Below are 21039 nucleotides of genomic sequence, written 5' to 3'. Positions count from 1 at the left end.
TGGAAGGACGCCAGTAAAGCGATGTTGGGTCAGGGAGCGACAGTCAGGAGAGTCCTATGGAACCAAAGGAAAATCACACAACGGCGGTAGGACTCCCCCTACAAAATGCCTCGTACGCCGTTGGCAGCGAAGGGTCGATGGCCAGATCGGCAGGATGGTTGTGTGTTGAACCAATAGTCATGATCTCGTGTTCTCCATGAGTAGAGAACCTGAGAATGATCAATTGCAAGAGGCGTGAAGTGGTTGCTATGTAGCACCTGCCGGCACCTACAGGATCGTGTGATACCTGTGGGTGCCGGCTTACTGCGATAAGGTCGTTAGGCCTTACACCGCCAGCGCGCGCTCACGCAGCTCGCTGTTGAGGATGCGGTCGTTCTCGCTGTAATCGACCGGGCAGTCGATCACGTGCACACCTGGGGTCTTGATGCAGTGCTCCAGCAGCGGCAGCAGGCCTTCGGCGCTTTCCACGCGGTGGCCGTTGGCGCCGTAGGCTTCGGCATACTTGACGAAGTCCGGGTTGCCGTAGTCCAGGCCGAAATCGGTGAAACCCATGTTGGCCTGCTTCCAGCGGATCATGCCGTAGCCGTCGTCACGCAGGATCACCACGGTGATGTGCATGCCCAGACGTACTGCAGTTTCCAGTTCCTGGCTGTTCATCATGAAGCCGCCGTCGCCACACACCGAGATTACCGGGCGGTCCGGGTGCACCAGGTGCGCGGCCATTGCCGATGGCAGGCCGGCGCCCATGGTCGCCAGGGCGTTGTCCAGCAGCACGGTGTTTGGCTTGTGCGCTTTGTAGTTGCGGGCGAACCAGATCTTGTAGATGCCGTTGTCCAGGGCGACGATGCCTTCGGACGGCAGTACACGACGGATGTCAGCCACCATGCGCTGTGGGTAGACCGGGAAGCGGTCGTCGTCGGCGCCTTCGGCGATCTGTGCTTCGTTGGCTTCACGGATGGCCATCAGGCGGGTGAAGTCCCAGTGCGACGTGTCGTTCAGTGCTTCACTGATCTGCCACACGGCGTTGGCGATGTCGCCGATCACTTCTACTTGCGGGAAGTACACGGCATCGACTTCGGCAGAGCGGAAGTTGATGTGGATGACTTCGGTGCCGCCACGGACCATGAAGAACGGCGGCTTCTCGATCACATCGTGGCCGATGTTGATGATCAGGTCGGCGGCTTCGACGGCGCGGTGAACGAAGTCGCCCGACGACAGCGCAGCGTTGCCGAGGAAGCGCGGGTGGCGCTCGTCGACCACGCCTTTACCCATCTGGGTGGTGATGAACGGGATGCCGGTCTTGTCGATCAGCTGCTTGAGGACCTTGGCGGTCATCTTGCGGTTGGCACCGGCACCGATCACCAGGATCGGATTACGCGCGTTCTGCAGTTTCTCGACGGCAGCTTCAATGGCCACGTGCTCGGCCAGCGGGCGGCGGTGCAGGCTGCGCGGGATCGGCAGCGCGTCGGTCTGCTCGGCGGCGATGTCTTCCGGTAGCTCCAGGTGCACCGCACCCGGCTTTTCTTCTTCGGCCAGGCGGAAGGCTTCGCGCATGCGGGCCGGGATGTTGTCGGCCGAGGCGAACTGGTGGGTGTACTTGGTGATGGGGTCCATCATGCCGCACACGTCAATGATCTGGAAGCGACCCTGCTTGGACTTCTTGATCGGCTTCTGCCCGGTGATCATCATCATCGGCATGCCGCCCAGGTAGGCGTAGGCGCTGGCGGTCACCAGGTTGGTGGCACCAGGGCCGAGGGTCGACAGGCTGACGCCGGTCTTGCCGGTCAGGCGACCGTAGGTGGCAGCCATGAAACCTGCGGACTGCTCGTGACGGGTCAGTACCAGCTTGATCTTCGACTTGCGCAGGGATTCGAGCAGGTCGAGGTTTTCCTCACCGGGAATGCCGAATACATACTCGACACCTTCGTTTTCCAGGCATTGCACAACGACATCGGCGGCCTTGGCCATCTTGCTTGCTACCTCAAGTGATGGGACGGGGAAGTCCAGAAATGCGCAGCACGGTACGCTGGCATCGCCAGGTCCAGGAGCAAAAGTGCCCCGAACCAAAGTCTTGACGTAGGGGGGGTGCGGGAAAGTCACGTTAATGCTGCGTTGAGGCCATTCTAGCCTGGCTTCGCACCATCCTCTGTAGGAGCGGGTTTACCCGCGAACACCGGCGAAGCCGGTGCCATCTCCGCTCTCGAGCAGGTCCAATTTTTTGCCCACAAAGACAAAACCCCTACCTGCGTGCGCAGATAGGGGTTTTGCGAAATGAATCTTGACGATGACCTACTCTCACATGGGGAAACCCCACACTACCATCGGCGATGCATCGTTTCACTACTGAGTTCGGGATGGGATCAGGTGGTTCCAATGCTCTATGGTCGTCAAGAAATTCTGTTGCCAGAATGTCCAGATGGACAGCCCAGCGAATTCGGATATGCGATATTTGCGAAGCTCTTGTGTAAAGCACGAATTTTCGGGTCTTTCGTCTTCACCACCACAATCTGCGTAGCAGATTGCTTGGGTGTTATATGGTCAAGCCTCACGGGCAATTAGTATTGGTTAGCTCAACGCCTCACAGCGCTTACACACCCAACCTATCAACGTCGTAGTCTTCGACGGCCCTTTAGGGGATTCAAGATCCCAGTGAGATCTCATCTTGAGGCAAGTTTCCCGCTTAGATGCTTTCAGCGGTTATCTCTTCCGAACATAGCTACCCGGCAATGCCACTGGCGTGACAACCGGAACACCAGAGGTTCGTCCACTCCGGTCCTCTCGTACTAGGAGCAGCCCCTCTCAAATCTCAAACGTCCACGGCAGATAGGGACCGAACTGTCTCACGACGTTCTAAACCCAGCTCGCGTACCACTTTAAATGGCGAACAGCCATACCCTTGGGACCGGCTTCAGCCCCAGGATGTGATGAGCCGACATCGAGGTGCCAAACACCGCCGTCGATATGAACTCTTGGGCGGTATCAGCCTGTTATCCCCGGAGTACCTTTTATCCGTTGAGCGATGGCCCTTCCATACAGAACCACCGGATCACTAAGACCTACTTTCGTACCTGCTCGACGTGTTTGTCTCGCAGTCAAGCGCGCTTTTGCCTTTATACTCTACGACCGATTTCCGACCGGTCTGAGCGCACCTTCGTACTCCTCCGTTACTCTTTGGGAGGAGACCGCCCCAGTCAAACTACCCACCATACACTGTCCTCGATCCGGATAACGGACCTGAGTTAGAACCTCAAAGTTGCCAGGGTGGTATTTCAAGGATGGCTCCATGAGAACTGGCGTCCCCACTTCAAAGCCTCCCACCTATCCTACACAAGCAAATTCAAAGTCCAGTGCAAAGCTATAGTAAAGGTTCACGGGGTCTTTCCGTCTAGCCGCGGATACACTGCATCTTCACAGCGATTTCAATTTCACTGAGTCTCGGGTGGAGACAGCGCCGCCATCGTTACGCCATTCGTGCAGGTCGGAACTTACCCGACAAGGAATTTCGCTACCTTAGGACCGTTATAGTTACGGCCGCCGTTTACCGGGGCTTCGATCAAGAGCTTCGCTTGCGCTAACCCCATCAATTAACCTTCCGGCACCGGGCAGGCGTCACACCCTATACGTCCACTTTCGTGTTTGCAGAGTGCTGTGTTTTTAATAAACAGTCGCAGCGGCCTGGTATCTTCGACCGGCATGGGCTTACGGAGCAAGTCCTTCACCCTCGCCGGCGCACCTTCTCCCGAAGTTACGGTGCCATTTTGCCTAGTTCCTTCACCCGAGTTCTCTCAAGCGCCTTGGTATTCTCTACCTAACCACCTGTGTCGGTTTGGGGTACGGTTCCCAGTTATCTGAAGCTTAGGAGCTTTTCTTGGAAGCATGGTATCAACCACTTCGTCGCCTGAAGGCAACTCGTCATCAGCTCTCGGCCTTGAAATCCCGGATTTGCCTAAGATTTCAGCCTACCACCTTAAACCTGGACAACCAACGCCAGGCTGGCCTAACCTTCTCCGTCCCTCCATCGCAATAACTGGAAGTACAGGAATATTAACCTGTTTTCCATCGACTACGCTTTTCAGCCTCGCCTTAGGGACCGACTAACCCTGCGTCGATTAACGTTGCGCAGGAAACCTTGGTCTTTCGGCGTGCGAGTTTTTCACTCGCATTGTCGTTACTCATGTCAGCATTCGCACTTCTGATACCTCCAGCAAGCTTCTCAACTCACCTTCACAGGCTTACAGAACGCTCCTCTACCGCATCATCATAAGATGATACCCGTAGCTTCGGTGCATGGTTTGAGCCCCGTTACATCTTCCGCGCAGGCCGACTCGACTAGTGAGCTATTACGCTTTCTTTAAAGGGTGGCTGCTTCTAAGCCAACCTCCTAGCTGTCTAAGCCTTCCCACATCGTTTCCCACTTAACCATGACTTTGGGACCTTAGCTGACGGTCTGGGTTGTTTCCCTTTTCACGACGGACGTTAGCACCCGCCGTGTGTCTCCCATGCTCGGCACTTGTAGGTATTCGGAGTTTGCATCGGTTTGGTAAGTCGGGATGACCCCCTAGCCGAAACAGTGCTCTACCCCCTACAGTGATACATGAGGCGCTACCTAAATAGCTTTCGAGGAGAACCAGCTATCTCCGAGCTTGATTAGCCTTTCACTCCGATCCACAGGTCATCCGCTAACTTTTCAACGGTAGTCGGTTCGGTCCTCCAGTCAGTGTTACCTAACCTTCAACCTGCCCATGGATAGATCGCCCGGTTTCGGGTCTATACCCAGCGACTAAACGCCCTATTAAGACTCGCTTTCGCTACGCCTCCCCTATTCGGTTAAGCTCGCCACTGAATATAAGTCGCTGACCCATTATACAAAAGGTACGCAGTCACCTAACAAAGTAGGCTCCCACTGCTTGTACGCATACGGTTTCAGGTTCTATTTCACTCCCCTCTCCGGGGTTCTTTTCGCCTTTCCCTCACGGTACTGGTTCACTATCGGTCAGTCAGTAGTATTTAGCCTTGGAGGATGGTCCCCCCATATTCAGACAAAGTTTCTCGTGCTCCGTCCTACTCGATTTCATTGACAAGAGATTTTCGTGTACGGGGCTATCACCCACTATGGCCGCACTTTCCAGAGCGTTCCACTAATCTCAAATCAACTTAAGGGCTGGTCCCCGTTCGCTCGCCACTACTAAGGGAATCTCGGTTGATTTCTTTTCCTCAGGGTACTTAGATGTTTCAGTTCCCCTGGTTCGCCTCTTGCACCTATGTATTCAGTACAAGATAACCAGCTTATGCTGGCTGGGTTCCCCCATTCAGAGATCTCTGGATCACAGTCTGTTTGCCGACTCCCCAAAGCTTATCGCAGGCTACCACGTCTTTCATCGCCTCTGACTGCCAAGGCATCCACCGTATGCGCTTCTTCACTTGACCATATAACCCCAAGCAATCTGGTTATACTGTGAAGACGACATTCGCCGAAAATTCGTACGTTGCTCTTTCGAGCAGAACTCACAAATTTTACCTTAGCCTGATCCACCAGCAGTGAAACTGGTGTTCAGTCTATATCTATCACATATCCGAATTTTTAAAGAACGATCTGACAAAAGCCAGAAATCAACATTCGATGCGAATGCTCATTTCCAGGTTCTGACCAGGAAAAACGTCTTCGACAATGAATCAAGCAATTCGTGTGGGAGCTCATCAGCAGGCTGATGTCGTCGATTAAGGAGGTGATCCAGCCGCAGGTTCCCCTACGGCTACCTTGTTACGACTTCACCCCAGTCATGAATCACACCGTGGTAACCGTCCCCCCGAAGGTTAGACTAGCTACTTCTGGTGCAACCCACTCCCATGGTGTGACGGGCGGTGTGTACAAGGCCCGGGAACGTATTCACCGCGACATTCTGATTCGCGATTACTAGCGATTCCGACTTCACGCAGTCGAGTTGCAGACTGCGATCCGGACTACGATCGGTTTTGTGAGATTAGCTCCACCTCGCGGCTTGGCAACCCTCTGTACCGACCATTGTAGCACGTGTGTAGCCCAGGCCGTAAGGGCCATGATGACTTGACGTCATCCCCACCTTCCTCCGGTTTGTCACCGGCAGTCTCCTTAGAGTGCCCACCATAACGTGCTGGTAACTAAGGACAAGGGTTGCGCTCGTTACGGGACTTAACCCAACATCTCACGACACGAGCTGACGACAGCCATGCAGCACCTGTGTCAGAGTTCCCGAAGGCACCAATCCATCTCTGGAAAGTTCTCTGCATGTCAAGGCCTGGTAAGGTTCTTCGCGTTGCTTCGAATTAAACCACATGCTCCACCGCTTGTGCGGGCCCCCGTCAATTCATTTGAGTTTTAACCTTGCGGCCGTACTCCCCAGGCGGTCAACTTAATGCGTTAGCTGCGCCACTAAAATCTCAAGGATTCCAACGGCTAGTTGACATCGTTTACGGCGTGGACTACCAGGGTATCTAATCCTGTTTGCTCCCCACGCTTTCGCACCTCAGTGTCAGTATCAGTCCAGGTGGTCGCCTTCGCCACTGGTGTTCCTTCCTATATCTACGCATTTCACCGCTACACAGGAAATTCCACCACCCTCTACCGTACTCTAGCTTGCCAGTTTTGGATGCAGTTCCCAGGTTGAGCCCGGGGCTTTCACATCCAACTTAACAAACCACCTACGCGCGCTTTACGCCCAGTAATTCCGATTAACGCTTGCACCCTCTGTATTACCGCGGCTGCTGGCACAGAGTTAGCCGGTGCTTATTCTGTCGGTAACGTCAAAACAGCAAGGTATTAACTTACTGCCCTTCCTCCCAACTTAAAGTGCTTTACAATCCGAAGACCTTCTTCACACACGCGGCATGGCTGGATCAGGCTTTCGCCCATTGTCCAATATTCCCCACTGCTGCCTCCCGTAGGAGTCTGGACCGTGTCTCAGTTCCAGTGTGACTGATCATCCTCTCAGACCAGTTACGGATCGTCGCCTTGGTGAGCCATTACCCCACCAACTAGCTAATCCGACCTAGGCTCATCTGATAGCGCAAGGCCCGAAGGTCCCCTGCTTTCTCCCGTAGGACGTATGCGGTATTAGCGTTCCTTTCGAAACGTTGTCCCCCACTACCAGGCAGATTCCTAGGCATTACTCACCCGTCCGCCGCTGAATCAAGGAGCAAGCTCCCGTCATCCGCTCGACTTGCATGTGTTAGGCCTGCCGCCAGCGTTCAATCTGAGCCATGATCAAACTCTTCAGTTCAATACTGCTTGGGTTTTTAAGAAACCCTAAACTTGGCTCAGCAATCTCAAATGACTATGTGATTTCTCGCATGGTCACTTGTGATGCTGATAATCTTTTTGACTATCAGTCCATACTCACAAGCACCCACACGAATTGCTTGATTCGATTTGTTAAAGAGCGTTTGGTTAAGAGCTTTTCGTCTCAACCGAGGCGCGCATTCTACGCTTTCCTCAGAGCCTGTCAAGCGTTTATTTTGAAGTTTTTTACTACCGCTTTCTTTCGAAAGCTAACAACTTCAACAACTTACCGCTTGCCCCGAAGCGTTCATCGCTGCGAGGAGGCGAATAATACGCGCTTTGAAATCAGAGTCAACACCTTGTTCTGAAAAACTTTTCCATCACCGTTTTGCCGCTAACCGGCAACTAATGAAAGCGCCGTGGATCTGTAAAGAAACACACCACGGAGCGTAGCGGCCATGAGCAATGGGCAAAGCGAGAAAACCCCCGGCCTCTCTGCAGATGAAGAGCAGGAGGTCAGCCACAGCCAACCGCCACGGGCGGCAGTGCTGCACGAAATCATTCGCTACCAGGGCGACCAGGAGCTGGAACGTACACTTGCCGCGTTGTGGTGGTCGGCACTTGCCGCCGGCCTGTCCATGGGGCTGTCGTTGATGGCCATGGGGCTATTCTACGCCCGCCTGCCAGAAGGCGCTGGTGCCCAGGTGGTCGCCAGCATCGGCTACAGTGCGGGCTTTCTTGCAGTGATCCTGGCCCGCCAGCAACTGTTCACCGAAAATACGCTCACCGCGGTGCTGCCCGTCATGACCGCCCCTACGCTGGCCAACTTCGGACGCCTGCTACGCCTCTGGGGCGTGGTGTTGCTTGGCAACCTGGCAGGTACCCTGCTGGTAGCCTGGGTGATGCTGGAACTGCCGATATTCGACAGCAAGACCGATGTGGCATTCCTGGAGGTCGGTCGCAAGGTAATGAAGAACGACATCAGCCAGATGTTCGCCAAGGGCATAGTCTCAGGCTGGATGATTGCCACCATGGTCTGGATGATCCCTTCAATGGAGCACGCCAAGATCTGGATCATTCTGATGATCACCTACCTGATGGCCCTTGGCGATTTCACTCATATAGTGGTGGGGTCAGTCGAAGTGTCCTACCTGGTGTGGGCTGGCGACGAAACCTGGAGCCGCTTCTGGCTGGAATTTGCACTGCCGACGCTGGCGGGCAACATCATCGGTGGCAGTTTCATCTTCGCCTTGATCAGCCATGCACAAGTGCGCAGTGACAGTGGCAAACCACCCTCGCGGCTTCTGAACGAAGACCAGCCCCGGTCCGCGCGCAGCAGACATGAGCACAAATGATACTCAGCGTGCCGCTACGGTGAGTTCATGCCCCTGGTCCTGCTCACTCACAGGCCAGGGGCTACCCATCCGTTTGCCCGTCATGCGGTGAGTCCAGGTTGCCCCGCCCCCGCCTGCGAGTGCTCAGTAGTACCTGAGCCTGGTTATCAACTGCCCCACCGTGATCGAATCAACCGTGAATTGGCTTGCAAGGTCATTTCTCGCCAATGACACACTGTTCAACAATATTCATGCGTGTTATGCGATGAACGGTACACCGACAGAAAACTGTGAGCACTATGGATAACCGCAACGGCAAAGGACTTTCATTCGTCAAGCGCATCTACCTGCCGCGGGTCATTGGCCTGGGAATCGGCCTGTTCACTGTCATGGCGGCCATTGCGCCGCTGTCACCCCCCTCCTGGGCATGGCTGCTGGTACTGTTCAATGGTTTGCTGTGGCCGCACGTGGCCTACCTGTGGGCTGCCCGCTCGACAACGCCTTACCAGGCGGAACAGCGCAACCTCCTGCTGGACTCCCTGATGGGCGGGTTCTGGACCGCCGCCATGCACTTCAACCCGTTGCCCAGCGTGACCGTGCTGGCGATGATGACGATGAACAACGTCGCCGCCGGCGGCAAGCGCATGGTCTTTCGCGGGGTGCTGGCGCAACTGGCTGGCATACTCGCCGCCATCCTGCTGCTCGGCCCTGGCTTGCAATTGACCGCCACGCCCCTGCAGGTCTATGCGTGCCTGCCAATGCTGGGGCTGTACCCGCTGGCCTTGGGCTGGGTGTGCTACCAGCTTGCGATCAAGCTGGGCGACCACAAGCGCCGGCTGAGCGCCCTGAGCCTGACCGACAGCCTGACCGGGCTGTTCAACCACGGTGCCTGGAAGGACCTGCTGCAGCTCAAGTTCCAGGCGTGCAAGCAACAACAGGGGCACGCGGTGATTGCCCTGATCGACATCGATCACTTCAAGACCATCAACGACACCTTTGGCCATGTGGTCGGCGACTGTGTACTGCGCCAGCTCAGTGCTGAGCTGCGGCGCAGTTTGCGCGAGGGCGACCAGGCCGGGCGTTACGGCGGCGACGAGTTCTGCGTGATCCTGCCCGAAACCAGCGAAGCCCAGGCCTGCCAAGCCATGGAGCGTCTACGCGAGCGGGTTTCCAGCTACCGCAACCCACAGTTACCGCACCTGCGCATCAGCCTGAGTATCGGCCTGTCGCCCTTCCAGGCCAGCCTCGAGTCCCCCGAGCACTGGCTCGAACAGGCAGACAAGGCGCTGTACATCGCCAAGCACGCTGGCCGCGATCAGGTCAATTTTGCCCGCGGTGAAGCTGCCACGCTCAGGCTGGCCTATCCTGATTGAACCTCCTTCCTGACTGACTGGCGGGAGGTTGCCTGAAGGAGCCGCTCGCGCATGGCCAGGACCGCCAAGCTTTCACCCGCTAGCCCCACACCGCGCTTTCAGGTACGCCACCTCATTGCCGGTTTCAGCGCAGTGTTCGGCCTGGCTTGCCTGGTCATTCTCGGCGCTCTGTTCAATATCGCCCGCACGCTCGACCAACAGGAGCGCGAGCGTAGCGCCTTCCATGCGACCCAGGCGCTGGAACAACGGCTGCTCGCCTCACGCCAGTTTCTGTCCAGCTATGCCGTATGGGATGCAGCCTTCGAGCACCTGTCGGGCCAAGCCGACTGGCAATGGGCCTACGAGGAAAAGAACGTAGGCGAGTCGCTGTACAGCGCCAGCGGCTACGAAGGGGTGTTCGTAGTGGAAAACCGCCGCACCACCTATGCCTTGTTCAAAGGCCAGCCCAGCCAGGCAGGCGCTGACAGCTATATAGACACACCCCTGCAGCCGATTATCGAACAGGCCCGCGCGGCGGCGATTTCACGCGAGCAGGTCACCCGTTTCGTGCTGTTCAATGGCTGGCCGGCCGCACTCAGTGCAGCAGCCGTGCGCCCGGACCGGGAGGTTACCGACAGCGAGGTGAGTCAGGCGCCGGTCATGCTATTCATTGACCAGCTCACCGAAAGCAAACTGGCGCAGTTGGGCAAAGGCGCCGGCCTGACCGGCATGCACGTGGAAAAGGAGGATAGGCAGGATCACAACCACCTGCGCATCGACCTGGGCGACACCGGCTACCATCTGACCTGGAACAGCCCGCTGCCGGGGCAGCAGATGCTGTGGGCAGTGTTGCCAGCACTGTTGTGCGCACTACTGATACTTGGGCTGGTGATGCTGTACCTGTTCCGCCATGCCTTGCGCAGCTCCCGGGCAATCGGCCTCACGCTCGTGCATCTGCAACAAAGCAACCAGGCCCTGGAGGCCAGCGAGCAGCGTTTCCGGGCGGTGGCCGAGTCGGCATCCGACTGGATCTGGGAAACCGACCGGCAACAACGCCTGACCTACCTGTCGCAACGCTTCGCCAACGTCACCGGCTACCCGGTAGACGGCTGGCTGGGCCACCCGCTCAACCAGTTGCTGGCCTGCGATACCACGCCGCTGTCACCTTGGCTGGACGCCCTGACTGCAGCCGAGCCGCAGCAATTGGCCAACCTGCGCTGTACTTACCGCGACCAGAATGGCCAGAACCGCTACTGCCGGATATCCGCCCGCGCTATCTGGCGCGATGGCAAGGCCATCGGTTTCCGGGGTACCGCCAGCGATATCACCGACGAAGTCGACGCCCACGCGCGCATTCAGCACCTTTCGCTGCACGACCCACTGACCGGACTGGCCAACCGCAACAAGCTCGCCCGGCACCTGGAGCAGGCCTTGTTGCGCGGCAGTGACTCGCCGCCGCTGACCTTGTTGCTGCTGGACCTGGACAACTTCAAGCCGATCAACGACTCGCTCGGTCATGCCGCCGGAGATGCCGTGCTGCAAGAAGTGGCAACGCGCCTGCGCGACACCACCCGCGATGGCGACCTGGTCGCGCGTCTGGGCGGCGACGAGTTCATCCTGGTACTCAGCGGCATGGACAACAGCAGCGAGATCGACCGCTTCTGTGCGCGCCTGATCGGCCTGCTGCAGCAACCCATCGTCTTCGAAAACCAGCCGCTGCACATTGGTGCCAGCATTGGCGTTGCACAGACGCGCAACCAGGGCTTCGATGCAGGTGAGCTGATCCGCTGCGCCGACATCGCCCTGTACCAGGCCAAGGCCGATGGAAAGAACACATGGCGCTACTTCGTTGCCGAAATGAACCAGCAGATCCAGTACCGCCGCCAGCTGGAGAACGACCTGCGCAGGGCCCTGCGCAATGAGGAGTTCGAGTTGCATTACCAGCCACGCTACCGCCTGGACGACCTGCGAATCGTCGCGGTCGAGGCCTTGGTGCGCTGGCGGCATCCACAGGAAGGGTTGCTGGCGCCGGACACCTTCATCCCGTTGGCCGAGCAGAGCGACATCATTGTTGCGCTGGGCCGCTGGGTGCTTCGCGAAGCTTGCCGCACTGCCCATGACTGGCCGGCCGACGTGCTGGTTTCAGTCAACCTGTCGCCTGCCCAGTTCTTGCGCAGCGATGTGGTAGCGGACGTGCGCGAAACTTTGCTCGACACGGCCTTCCCCGCCCAACGCCTGGAACTGGAAATTACCGAGAACGTGATGCTCAACGATATCGAAGGCGCATTAGGCACCATGCTGTCGCTCAAGGAGCTAGGGGTGCGCCTGAACATGGATGATTTCGGCACCGGCTATTCGTCGTTGGGCTACCTGCGTACCTACCCGTTCGACAGCATCAAGATCGACAAGCGCTTCATCAGCGGCCTGAACAACAACGGCGGCAGCGACCGCGCTGTGGTCCAGGCCATCATCAACCTGGGCGAGGCGATGGGGCTGACAGTGACAGCCGAAGGCGTGGAAAGCGAACATCAACTCAAGTCGCTGGAAAAGGACCGCTGCCATGAAGTGCAAGGCTATTACCTGAGCAAGCCCCTGGACAGCGCCGGGTTGACGGCGTTGTTGCACCAACCCTCCCAAAACACTGCACAGCCTTTGTAGACCCGGCCTTGCTCCTAAACAGACTGGGTGCGCTGCTGCAGGCTGCGCTGCGCCACGATTTCAGGCAGATCACAGCGGCGAAGGTAGGCGCGCAGCGGTTCACCAATGTTCAAGCGGTCATCCACATGCTGATCCAGCAAAAGCGACAGCCGTTCGCGGCACAACGCCATGCGCTGCCCTTGCTCGGGCCGCCAGACAAACTCGCTGCAGGGGGTGATACTGGCGTCGGCCACGTCCATGCCGAACGCGTCCTCGGAGAAACGCACGATATGAACACCGCGCTTGCCGTGAAAGCCGACAAAGCCCTTTAGCTGATCGGCGGCGTTGCAGATATCCTGGGAAGTGATGGCCATGACGTAACCTCGCAATGAAATCGGAAGATACGCACGCCTGGCGGGAGAAGGGTTGCCTCTGTCGGGCAACTCACAGCGACAGCCTAACGCAACTGGCGGACCGTTCGCCACGAACGTTACATTTCTGCCTGTTAAGCCAGCACCATCACTGCGGCTCGCGGTCCTCGTGCACTTGCACACTCGCCGTCATCCCCGCACTCAAGGTCAGCCCTTCCGGCACCTGATCCAGGCGAATCCTCACCGGTATGCGCTGGGCCAGTCGCACCCAGTTGAAGGTCGGCTCTACCTCCGGCAGCAACTGGCTGTCCGGGTTGCTGTTGCGGTCGGTGATGCCGCGGCTGATGCTCTCCACGTGCCCCTGCATCGGTTCACCCGTGCCCATCAGCCACACCTTCACAGTGTCCCCAACGCGAATGCGCGGCAACTTGGTTTCCTCGAAATAGGCCTGGATGTAGAACGTCGAATCATCCACCAGCGCCATCACCGATTCCCCGGTGTTCACATAATTGCCCTCGGCCAGACGCAGATTGGTGATATGCCCGCTGCGCGGGGCCCGCACTTCACTGCGCGCCAGGTTGATCCTGGCCACCTGCAACTGCGCCTCGGCTTCATGCAGCTCGCCACGCGCGATGGCGGCATTGATCTGGGCGTTTTCACGCAACTCGGCACTGATCGCCTCTGGCCCCAGGGCAGTACGCCGGGCTGCTTCACGCTCGCGCAAGCGCAGTTGCTGGGCGCGTGTCTCGGTCACCGCGCTGGCCTGATCGAGCGCGGCCTGGAAGCGCTCGCGGTCAATACTCATCAACAAGTCGCCAGCCTTGACCTGCTGGTTGTCATGGACCTTGAGTTCGCGAACCCAGCCGGACACATCAGGCGCAATCACCACCACATCGGCGCGCACACGGGCATCACGCGTCCATGGGGTGAGCATGTAGTACTGCCACAGCTGGTAGCCGGCCAACACGGCCAGGGCCACCACACACAGGGTCACCAGAATACGTACGGCCGCACGCATCGAAACACTCCTTTATAAAGTCCCAGACAGGCGTACCACCAGGAACAACACACAGACGAACAGCGCTGCGTCGAACAGCGCTTCATGCCAGATCCAGCGCCCCAACGGTGTGGCATGCACCACCAGGCGCAGCAGGCCGGTGAGCAGCAGCGCCAACAACACATAAAGCAAAAACGGGCTGAGCAGCACACCGCCCACTTCCCACTCACGCAAACCCATGGGTGTCCTCCTGCCAGCGGCACCATTTGCCCCAGCTTTTCTGCAATTGCAGTACTGCCCCCTCGGCCAGGCGAAGCGGGTCGCTGGCGGGTAGCCGACGCAAGGCCGCAATGAACTGCTCACTGGCAGCATCCAGCAGCTGCCCACGCCCGGCAGCAGGCCCTTTGGCCAGCGCTGCCTCCACGTGTTGCAGGTACTCGCGCTCGGCCCGCCCCAAAGGGGCCTGAGCGACCGCCAGGCACATGCGCAGGTGCACCAGTTCGTCGCCGATATCCAGCCCGTGAAGGCCGTCATCCCAGCGTTTGCGTTCGCCTTCCGGTAATTCACTGGCATGCCGCGCCAGTTGCATCAGCCGGTCGGCCATGCGCCCGCCAAACCAGCTGTCAGCCCCGCGCAGGTCGCGCCGAGTCAGGCGCACCAGGTCGTTCTGCGTTGCAGCACGCAAGCGCCGGCCCAGCCAGGCCGGATGGCGGAACACCAGCAAGCGAAAGGCCATGACCGCTGCCGACACCCCCACCAGCATGGCCAGGGCACTGTTCAGCATGGTCGCCACGCCGAACTGCATGGCGTTGAGCGGCGACACCAGCACAATGAAGTGCAGGCAATAGGAAGTGGCCGTAGCCCCGGTACGCGGATGGGCCATGCCCAGTGCACCAAGAAACAGTGGCACGCCCATGCCCAGGCAGAGCATGGCGAAGCTGCTCCATTGCGGCAGCATGATCTGCCCGACCACAAACGCCGCCGGTATCGCCAGGAATATCCCGCGCAGGAAACTCAGGCCGATCTGTGCGCCGTTCTCGCGACTGGCGAACAGGCTGCAGACCACGCAGGTCAGCACCAGGCCACCGGGGGCCGAAGGCCAGGCCGTGGCCAGCCAGAAACCACTCATTACCAGGAAGGCCAGCGCGCTGCGCGAGCCGAACAGCAAGGCCAGCGACCAGTCTCGGTGCGCGGCCAGCCCCTGGGACACGTCCTTGGGCGCCCTGCCCGCCTCCACATCCTCAAGTGCCTGGCTGGCGGCCATGGCATAGTCCAATAGCAGGGCCATGCGCGCCAGGCAGAAGTGCTCCGCTGAACTGATTTGCTCATCGTGGGCGGCATCCCAGATTCGCTGACGCAACAACAGCAGGCTGGGCTGATCGGGTTGGGCCAGCAGCGTGCGCACTTCCTGCAACCAGGGCGTCAGATGCTCTACCTCACCCTCATCCAGTTGCCGCCACTGGCGGCGCACCGAACGGGAAATACGCAACAGCACCATCAGTTTCTGGCTAAGGCCACGAATGGCACGGGCACGTTGGCGCCCGCGATTGCCCTCGAACCAGGCATGTTCACGTTGGCTGTCGATGGCAACGATGCGCCCCAGGCTTTCCAGCAGGCCTTTGCGCGCCTCGTCCTCTCCGCCCAGCATGGCGCTGGCGGCCTGCAGGCCGTTCTGCCAGGCCTGCCGCGCCTGCCCGCCCAGTTGCTGCTCGACCCGCATGGGCCAGAGCAAGGCACTGCTGGCTGTTGCACAGAAAATACCCAGGCAGATCTCGGTACAGCGAGCCACGGCCTGGTCGAATACTTGCAGGGGGTGGTCAATGGCCGGCAAGGCGATGATCGCTGCGGTGTAGCCGGCCAGCACGAAGGCATAGGCCCAGGCGCTGCGCAACTGGGTGGACGCTGCGGTACACAGCGCCAGCCAAAGCGCCAAGGTAAGCAGAAACAGGCCGGGGGTCTGGGCGAACAGGCCGATGAACAGCACCGACATGACTGTGCCGACCAACGTGCCGGCCAACCGCGCCAAGCCTTTCTGCACCACCATGCCCGATAGCGGCTGGGCGACGATGAAAGCAGTCATCAATGCCCAGGAGGGTTGCTCCAGCCCCCAGCGCATCGCCAGCCACAACGCCAGGCCGCCCCCGAGCAGGGTCTTGATGGCAAACTTGAGGGCGAGGCTGCTGGGCGCGAACAGGGCCTGAAAGGTGATGGGCACGAGGCGGACCTTGCGGGGAAAAGTCTTGCTGAAAAGATAGACAATGATGAGCAGGATAAAGCGGAAACGATTAATTAGCTAGCTAATCATGTATATTCGATTGGCCTGCACTGAAAGGGACAGCTCAGACAATAAAAAATGCAGGCAAAAAAAATGGGCGACCGAAGTCGCCCTAAATGCCTTGCGTGCTCGTGTACCCGGAAGGTCAGCGCGGCTTGCGCTTGTTCGAGTCCTTCCAGATGAAAATGCCCAGACCGGCAAAGAAGGCGACCATCAGCCCGACCGTTACCACACCGGCGATAACCACGTTGTCGAAGAACATGCTGGCCTCCCCATTCGTTTGCCGTTGTCCGATGGGTACACGTTAACCAATGTGGCGGCGGGGAAAATTGATCAGTGTCAATGGTGCCCGAGGCCGGGCACGCGAGGGGGGCGCAGGGTTGACCTGCGTCAAGTTTCAACGCTTCTTAGGCTTGCCCTTGGGCTTCTTTTTCTTGCTGGTACTCAATGGCAGGGCCTGCTCGAAAGCATTGCGCATTTCGTTCAGCCGCTTTTCCTTGAGGTCGTGGACGCGCTTGGCACGTTCGGCATCGAAATCGATGAGGTTGTCTTGGCTCATGGGGTGGGCTCGACGATCAACAGAGAATTGCATGATGAAGCCAGGCGCAGGCGCTGACCAGCCCCGTATCAGACTTCGATGTCCACCAGCAGTCCTTGGCGTACATGCTCGCCCATCAATGGCGCTACCGGCACGGTGTTGTCGGCATTGACCTCGTCACCCGGGACGGCCTCGTAGCGTTCCTGCTCGCCCTTGTTCCGGCGTTGCTGCTGGCGGCGCTGTTCATCGCGCAGCAACAATACCTGCTCCTGCGGGTCGCGCTGGCGCTTGAGGTCAATGGCACTTTCGCCGGACGCAGGCTGCGTCGGCACCACCGGCTTGACGTCGGGGGTTGGCTTGACCGGGTCCTGTTGCGAGGTTACCGGGGCGGCACTGAGCGGAATGATCGGCGGCAGCATGGACGTTCTCCTATGCCCCCTGTATCGGCAGGCGCAGCTTTACCTTGATGTCATGGACAACATTTACTCGGCTTCGTCACCCGGCTCATCGTCGACTGGCGGGCTGGCCTCGCTCCAGGGCCGCTTGTACACCTGCTGCCAAACCGCATCCATATGATCGCGCAATACCTGCGGCGCGGCTTTCAGCGAAGCGCTGTCCTCGCGCTCACCACCGATCGGTTCCTCGCCCGCCGGGGTGATCAGCGACTGGCCGGTAATGGTGTAACTGGCCTGCCCTTCACGCATCTCGATGGCGATGTCATGCGGGTCGATACCGCCGCCGCAGAATGCATGGCTGGCCACCGTTATCTCGGCCACTCCATTCTGGTTCAGGTCGCTGACATCACTGACGTCATTATAGAAGTCCACATCCAGGTCCAGCCCCGGGCAGGTCGTTTCCTGCTCGACCTGCCAACGCGCCTTGAAGGCGTCGCTCTCGGCCGTGCGCCCGTACAAGGTGGCCTTGAGCACCACCTTGTCCACTTCCTGTTCGCTTTCCAGGTCGCTGGCCTGGCCATCGCTGCGGCTCAGGACCAGCAGCCCTTCGCCGTCACTGTCACGAAAGTGCACGCTCTTTATCGGAGTCTGCACGCCCAGTACCTCAAGCTGCTCCATCGGAATGGGGGGCAATGTCTCAAAGTTTTTCTGCTCGCAGGCGCTAAGCAGCACCAGGCTGCCCACGGCCATCGAAGCGCTGATCCAGCGGTGCTTGGCAGACATGTTGATCCGGGGCCCTCATCGGCGGCGCTGTGCAGGGCGATGAAACGACTAGACTGTGCCTTTCGATACCATTCGGTGCTATCGGCACTTTGGTCTGACCGGCCGATCCGTTAACATAATCGGCTTTTTCATCGCGGGAGTTCAGGCAGTATGGCGCAGCAGTATCAACCGGGGCAACGCTGGATCAGCGACAGCGAAGCAGAGCTCGGCCTGGGTACCATCCTGGCGCAGGATGGCCGCCTGTTGACCGTGCTCTACCCGGCCACTGGCGACACCCGCCAGTATTCCCTGCGCAATGCGCCGCTGACCCGCGTGCGCTTCTCGCCAGGTGACCAGATCACCCACTTCGAGGGCTGGAAGCTGACCGTGCGCGAGGTCGAGGACATCGACGGGCTGATGGTCTACCACGGCCTGGACGGGCAGAACCAGCCTCGCACCCTGCCTGAAACCCAGTTGTCGAACTTCATTCAGTTCCGCCTGGCCAGCGACCGCCTGTTCGCCGGGCAGATAGACCCACTGTCGTGGTTCAGCCTGCGCTACAACACCCTGCAGCACACCAGCAAGCAGATGCAGTCGGCACTGTGGGGGTTGGGCGGCTGCCGCGCACAGCCCATCGCCCACCAACTGCACATTGCCCGCGAAGTCGCCGACCGCAGCGCCCCGCGCGTTCTGCTGGCCGACGAAGTGGGCCTGGGCAAAACCATCGAAGCCGGCCTGGTCATTCACCGCCAACTGCTGTCGGGTCGCGCCAGCCGCGTACTGATCCTGGTGCCGGAAAACCTCCAGCACCAGTGGCTGGTGGAAATGCGCCGGCGCTTCAATCTGCAAGTGGCGCTGTTCGACGCCGAGCGCTTCATCGAAAGCGACGCCAGCAACCCGTTCGAGGATGCCCAACTGGCGTTGGTTGCCCTGGAGTGGCTGGTCGATGACGAAAAGGCCCAGGACGCGCTGTTCGCCGCTGGCTGGGACCTGCTGGTAGTCGACGAAGCCCACCACCTGGTCTGGCACGAAGACCAGGTCAGCGCCGAATACGGCCTGGTCGAGCAACTGGCCCAAGTGATTCCGGGCGTACTGTTGCTGACCGCCACCCCCGAGCAGCTGGGCCAGGACAGCCACTTCGCCCGCCTGCGCCTACTCGACCCCAACCGTTTTCACGACCTGGCCGCTTTCCGCGCCGAAAGCGAGCACTACCGCCCGGTAGCCGAGGCGGTGCAGGAACTGCTCGACGAGGGCCGTCTGTCGCCCAAGGCCCACGCCACCATCCTGGGCTTCCTGGGTGCCGAAGGCGAAGCCCTGCTGGCAGCGGTCAGCGACGGCGACACCCAGGCCAGCGCCCGGCTGATTCGCGAACTGCTGGATCGCCACGGCACCGGACGCGTGCTGTTCCGTAACACCCGTGCGGCGATTCAGGGCTTCCCCGAGCGCCAGTTGCACCCCTACCCGCTGCCCACGCCCGAGCAATACCGCGACCTGCCAGCCGGCGAGCACGCCGAGCTGTACCCGGAAGTTGCCTTCCAGGCCCAGGGTGAAGTGGCCGATGACGAGCGCTGGTGGCGTTTCGACCCACGCGTCGACTGGCTGATCGACACCCTGAAGATGCTCAAGCGCACCAAAGTGCTGGTGATCTGCGCCCACGCCGAAACCGCCATGGACCTGGAAGACGCCCTGCGCGTGCGCTCCGGCATCCCGGCCTCGGTGTTCCATGAAGGCATGAGCATCCTCGAGCGCGACCGTGCCGCTGCCTACTTTGCCGATGAAGAGTTTGGCGCCCAGGTGCTGATCTGCTCGGAAATCGGCAGCGAAGGCCGCAACTTCCAGTTCGCTCATCACCTGGTGATGTTCGACCTGCCGGCGCACCCCGACCTGCTCGAACAGCGCATCGGCCGCCTTGACCGGATCGGCCAGAAGCACACTATCCAGTTGCACATCCCGTACCTGCAGGACAGCCCGCAAGAGCGCCTGTTCCAGTGGTACCACGAAGGGCTCAACGCCTTCCTCAACACCTGCCCCACCGGCAATGCCCTGCAGCACCAGTTCGGCCCACGCCTGCTGCCGCTGCTCGAAGGCGGCGAAAACAAGGCCTGGGATACCCTGGTGGCCGACGCCCGCAGCGAACGCGAACGCCTGGAAGCCGAACTGCACACTGGCCGTGACCGCCTGCTGGAACTCAATTCCGGCGGCGCCGGCGAAGGTCAGGCGCTGGTCGAGGCCATTCTCGAACAGGACGACCAGTTCGCCCTGCCGATCTACATGGAAACCCTGTTCGACGCCTTCGGCATCGACAGCGAAGACCATTCCGAGAATGCACTGATCCTCAAGCCGAGCGAGAAGATGCTCGATGCCAGCTTCCCGCTGGGCGACGATGAAGGCGTGACCATCACCTACGACCGTGGCCAGGCGCTGTCACGCGAGGACATGCAATTCCTCACCTGGGAGCACCCGATGGTACAGGGCGGCATGGATCTGGTGCTGTCAGGCTCGATGGGCAACACCGCCGTGGCGTTGATCAAGAACAAAGCGCTCAAACCAGGCACTGTCCTGCTTGAACTGCTGTTCGTCAGCGAGGTGGTGGCACCCCGTAGCCTGCAACTGGGCCGCTACCTGCCGCCAGCGGCACTGCGCTGCCTGCTCGACGCCAATGGCAACGACCTGGCGTCACGCGTTGCTTTCGAAACCCTCAACGACCAGCTCGAGAGTGTACCGCGCGCCAGCGCCAACAAGTTCGTCCAGGCCCAGCGCGATGTGCTGGCCAAGCGTATCAGTGGCGGCGAGGAGAAGATCCTGCCGGCCCACAACGAGCGCGTGGCCGAAGCCCAGCGCCGCCTGGCAGCCGAGGCCGACGAAGAGCTGGCGCGCCTGGTGGCATTGCAAGCGGTCAACCCAAGTGTGCGTGACAGCGAAATCGACGCCCTGCGCAAGCGGCGCGAAGATGGCCTGGCAATGCTGGAGAAGGCCGCCCTGCGCCTGGAAGCCATTCGCGTGCTGGTGGCTGGCTAGCGCAGGCCCCGCGCCCCTTGTGGGAGCGGGCACGCCCGCGAACACCGGCAAAGCCGGTGGCATCCACCGCAGTGGATGCTTCGCGGGCTCGCCCGCTCCCACAGG

The 21039-nt window shown here is 59.7% G+C and carries 13 protein-coding genes and 3 rRNA genes; 4 read left to right on the top strand and 12 right to left on the bottom strand.

The window, feature by feature from the left end:
• Positions 1-324 precede the first annotated feature (324 nt).
• The 4 genes from LU682_RS06095 to LU682_RS06080 all read right to left on the bottom strand — a co-directional run bounded on the left by LU682_RS06095 (position 325) and on the right by LU682_RS06080 (position 7256).
• Entirely contained in the window at positions 325-1968 is a 1644-nt protein-coding gene (locus LU682_RS06095) for an acetolactate synthase large subunit (protein ID WP_004576806.1), read from the bottom strand.
• Between the two features lie 308 nt (positions 1969-2276).
• Positions 2277-2392: ribosomal RNA gene (gene rrf, locus LU682_RS06090) — 5S ribosomal RNA — on the bottom strand.
• Positions 2393-2534: 142 nt separating this feature from the next.
• A 23S ribosomal RNA gene (locus LU682_RS06085) occupies positions 2535-5427 on the bottom strand.
• Between the two features lie 292 nt (positions 5428-5719).
• Positions 5720-7256: ribosomal RNA gene (locus tag LU682_RS06080) — 16S ribosomal RNA — on the bottom strand.
• Together the 16S, 23S and 5S rRNA genes form the textbook arrangement of a ribosomal RNA operon.
• 457 nt (positions 7257-7713) lie before the next feature.
• Between LU682_RS06080 and LU682_RS06075 the strand changes: the two genes are divergently transcribed.
• The 3 genes from LU682_RS06075 (at position 7714) to LU682_RS06065 (ending at position 12599) form a co-directional block, all read left to right on the top strand.
• Complete coding sequence (locus LU682_RS06075) at positions 7714-8610, top strand: formate/nitrite transporter family protein (protein ID WP_010952313.1); 897 nt, start codon at positions 7714-7716, stop codon at positions 8608-8610.
• A 278-nt stretch (positions 8611-8888) separates the two neighbouring features.
• Positions 8889-9962 carry a diguanylate cyclase gene (locus LU682_RS06070; RefSeq protein WP_010952312.1) on the top strand — a complete coding sequence of 358 codons (1074 nt, stop codon included), beginning with the start codon at positions 8889-8891 and terminating at the stop codon, positions 9960-9962.
• A 51-nt stretch (positions 9963-10013) separates the two neighbouring features.
• Positions 10014-12599 carry a bifunctional diguanylate cyclase/phosphodiesterase gene (locus tag LU682_RS06065; protein WP_010952311.1) on the top strand — a complete coding sequence of 862 codons (2586 nt, stop codon included), beginning with the start codon at positions 10014-10016 and terminating at the stop codon, positions 12597-12599.
• Between the two features lie 14 nt (positions 12600-12613).
• On the opposite strand, the gene LU682_RS06060 is transcribed toward LU682_RS06065, so the two are convergent.
• From LU682_RS06060 to LU682_RS06025, 8 genes are all read right to left on the bottom strand, one after another.
• Positions 12614-12952 carry a DUF2025 family protein gene (locus LU682_RS06060; protein ID WP_020191710.1) on the bottom strand — a complete coding sequence of 113 codons (339 nt, stop codon included), beginning with the start codon at positions 12950-12952 and terminating at the stop codon, positions 12614-12616.
• A gap of 145 nt (positions 12953-13097) precedes the next feature.
• On the bottom strand, positions 13098-13967 hold the full coding sequence (locus tag LU682_RS06055) for an efflux RND transporter periplasmic adaptor subunit (RefSeq protein WP_010952309.1): 870 nt from the start codon (positions 13965-13967) through the stop codon (positions 13098-13100).
• Between the two features lie 12 nt (positions 13968-13979).
• A complete protein-coding gene (locus tag LU682_RS06050; RefSeq protein WP_010952308.1) occupies positions 13980-14186 on the bottom strand; it encodes a DUF1656 domain-containing protein in 207 nt (68 codons plus the stop codon).
• Positions 14173-16161: an FUSC family protein gene (locus tag LU682_RS06045; RefSeq protein WP_010952307.1), complete on the bottom strand. Its 1989-nt coding sequence runs from the start codon at positions 16159-16161 to the stop codon at positions 14173-14175. The genes LU682_RS06050 and LU682_RS06045 overlap by 14 nt, the downstream gene beginning before the upstream one ends.
• 205 nt (positions 16162-16366) lie before the next feature.
• Complete coding sequence (ccoM, locus tag LU682_RS06040) at positions 16367-16483, bottom strand: cytochrome c oxidase subunit CcoM (RefSeq protein WP_003254862.1); 117 nt, start codon at positions 16481-16483, stop codon at positions 16367-16369.
• 135 nt (positions 16484-16618) lie between these two features.
• Positions 16619-16780: a hypothetical protein gene (locus LU682_RS06035; RefSeq protein ID WP_003254864.1), complete on the bottom strand. Its 162-nt coding sequence runs from the start codon at positions 16778-16780 to the stop codon at positions 16619-16621.
• 68 nt (positions 16781-16848) lie between these two features.
• Complete coding sequence (locus LU682_RS06030; protein WP_010952305.1) at positions 16849-17178, bottom strand: hypothetical protein; 330 nt, start codon at positions 17176-17178, stop codon at positions 16849-16851.
• A 63-nt stretch (positions 17179-17241) separates the two neighbouring features.
• Complete coding sequence (locus LU682_RS06025; RefSeq protein ID WP_010952304.1) at positions 17242-17937, bottom strand: M949_RS01915 family surface polysaccharide biosynthesis protein; 696 nt, start codon at positions 17935-17937, stop codon at positions 17242-17244.
• 150 nt (positions 17938-18087) lie between these two features.
• On the opposite strand from LU682_RS06025, the gene rapA reads away from it, so the two are divergent.
• Complete coding sequence (rapA, locus tag LU682_RS06020) at positions 18088-20934, top strand: RNA polymerase-associated protein RapA (RefSeq protein WP_010952303.1); 2847 nt, start codon at positions 18088-18090, stop codon at positions 20932-20934.
• Positions 20935-21039 lie beyond the last annotated feature (105 nt).

Source organism: Pseudomonas alloputida, from assembly GCF_021283545.2.
Lineage (GTDB): Bacteria > Pseudomonadota > Gammaproteobacteria > Pseudomonadales > Pseudomonadaceae > Aquipseudomonas > Aquipseudomonas alloputida.
Note: the sequence above shows the minus strand (reverse complement) of the source record. Positions and strands in the feature narration are given on the sequence as shown.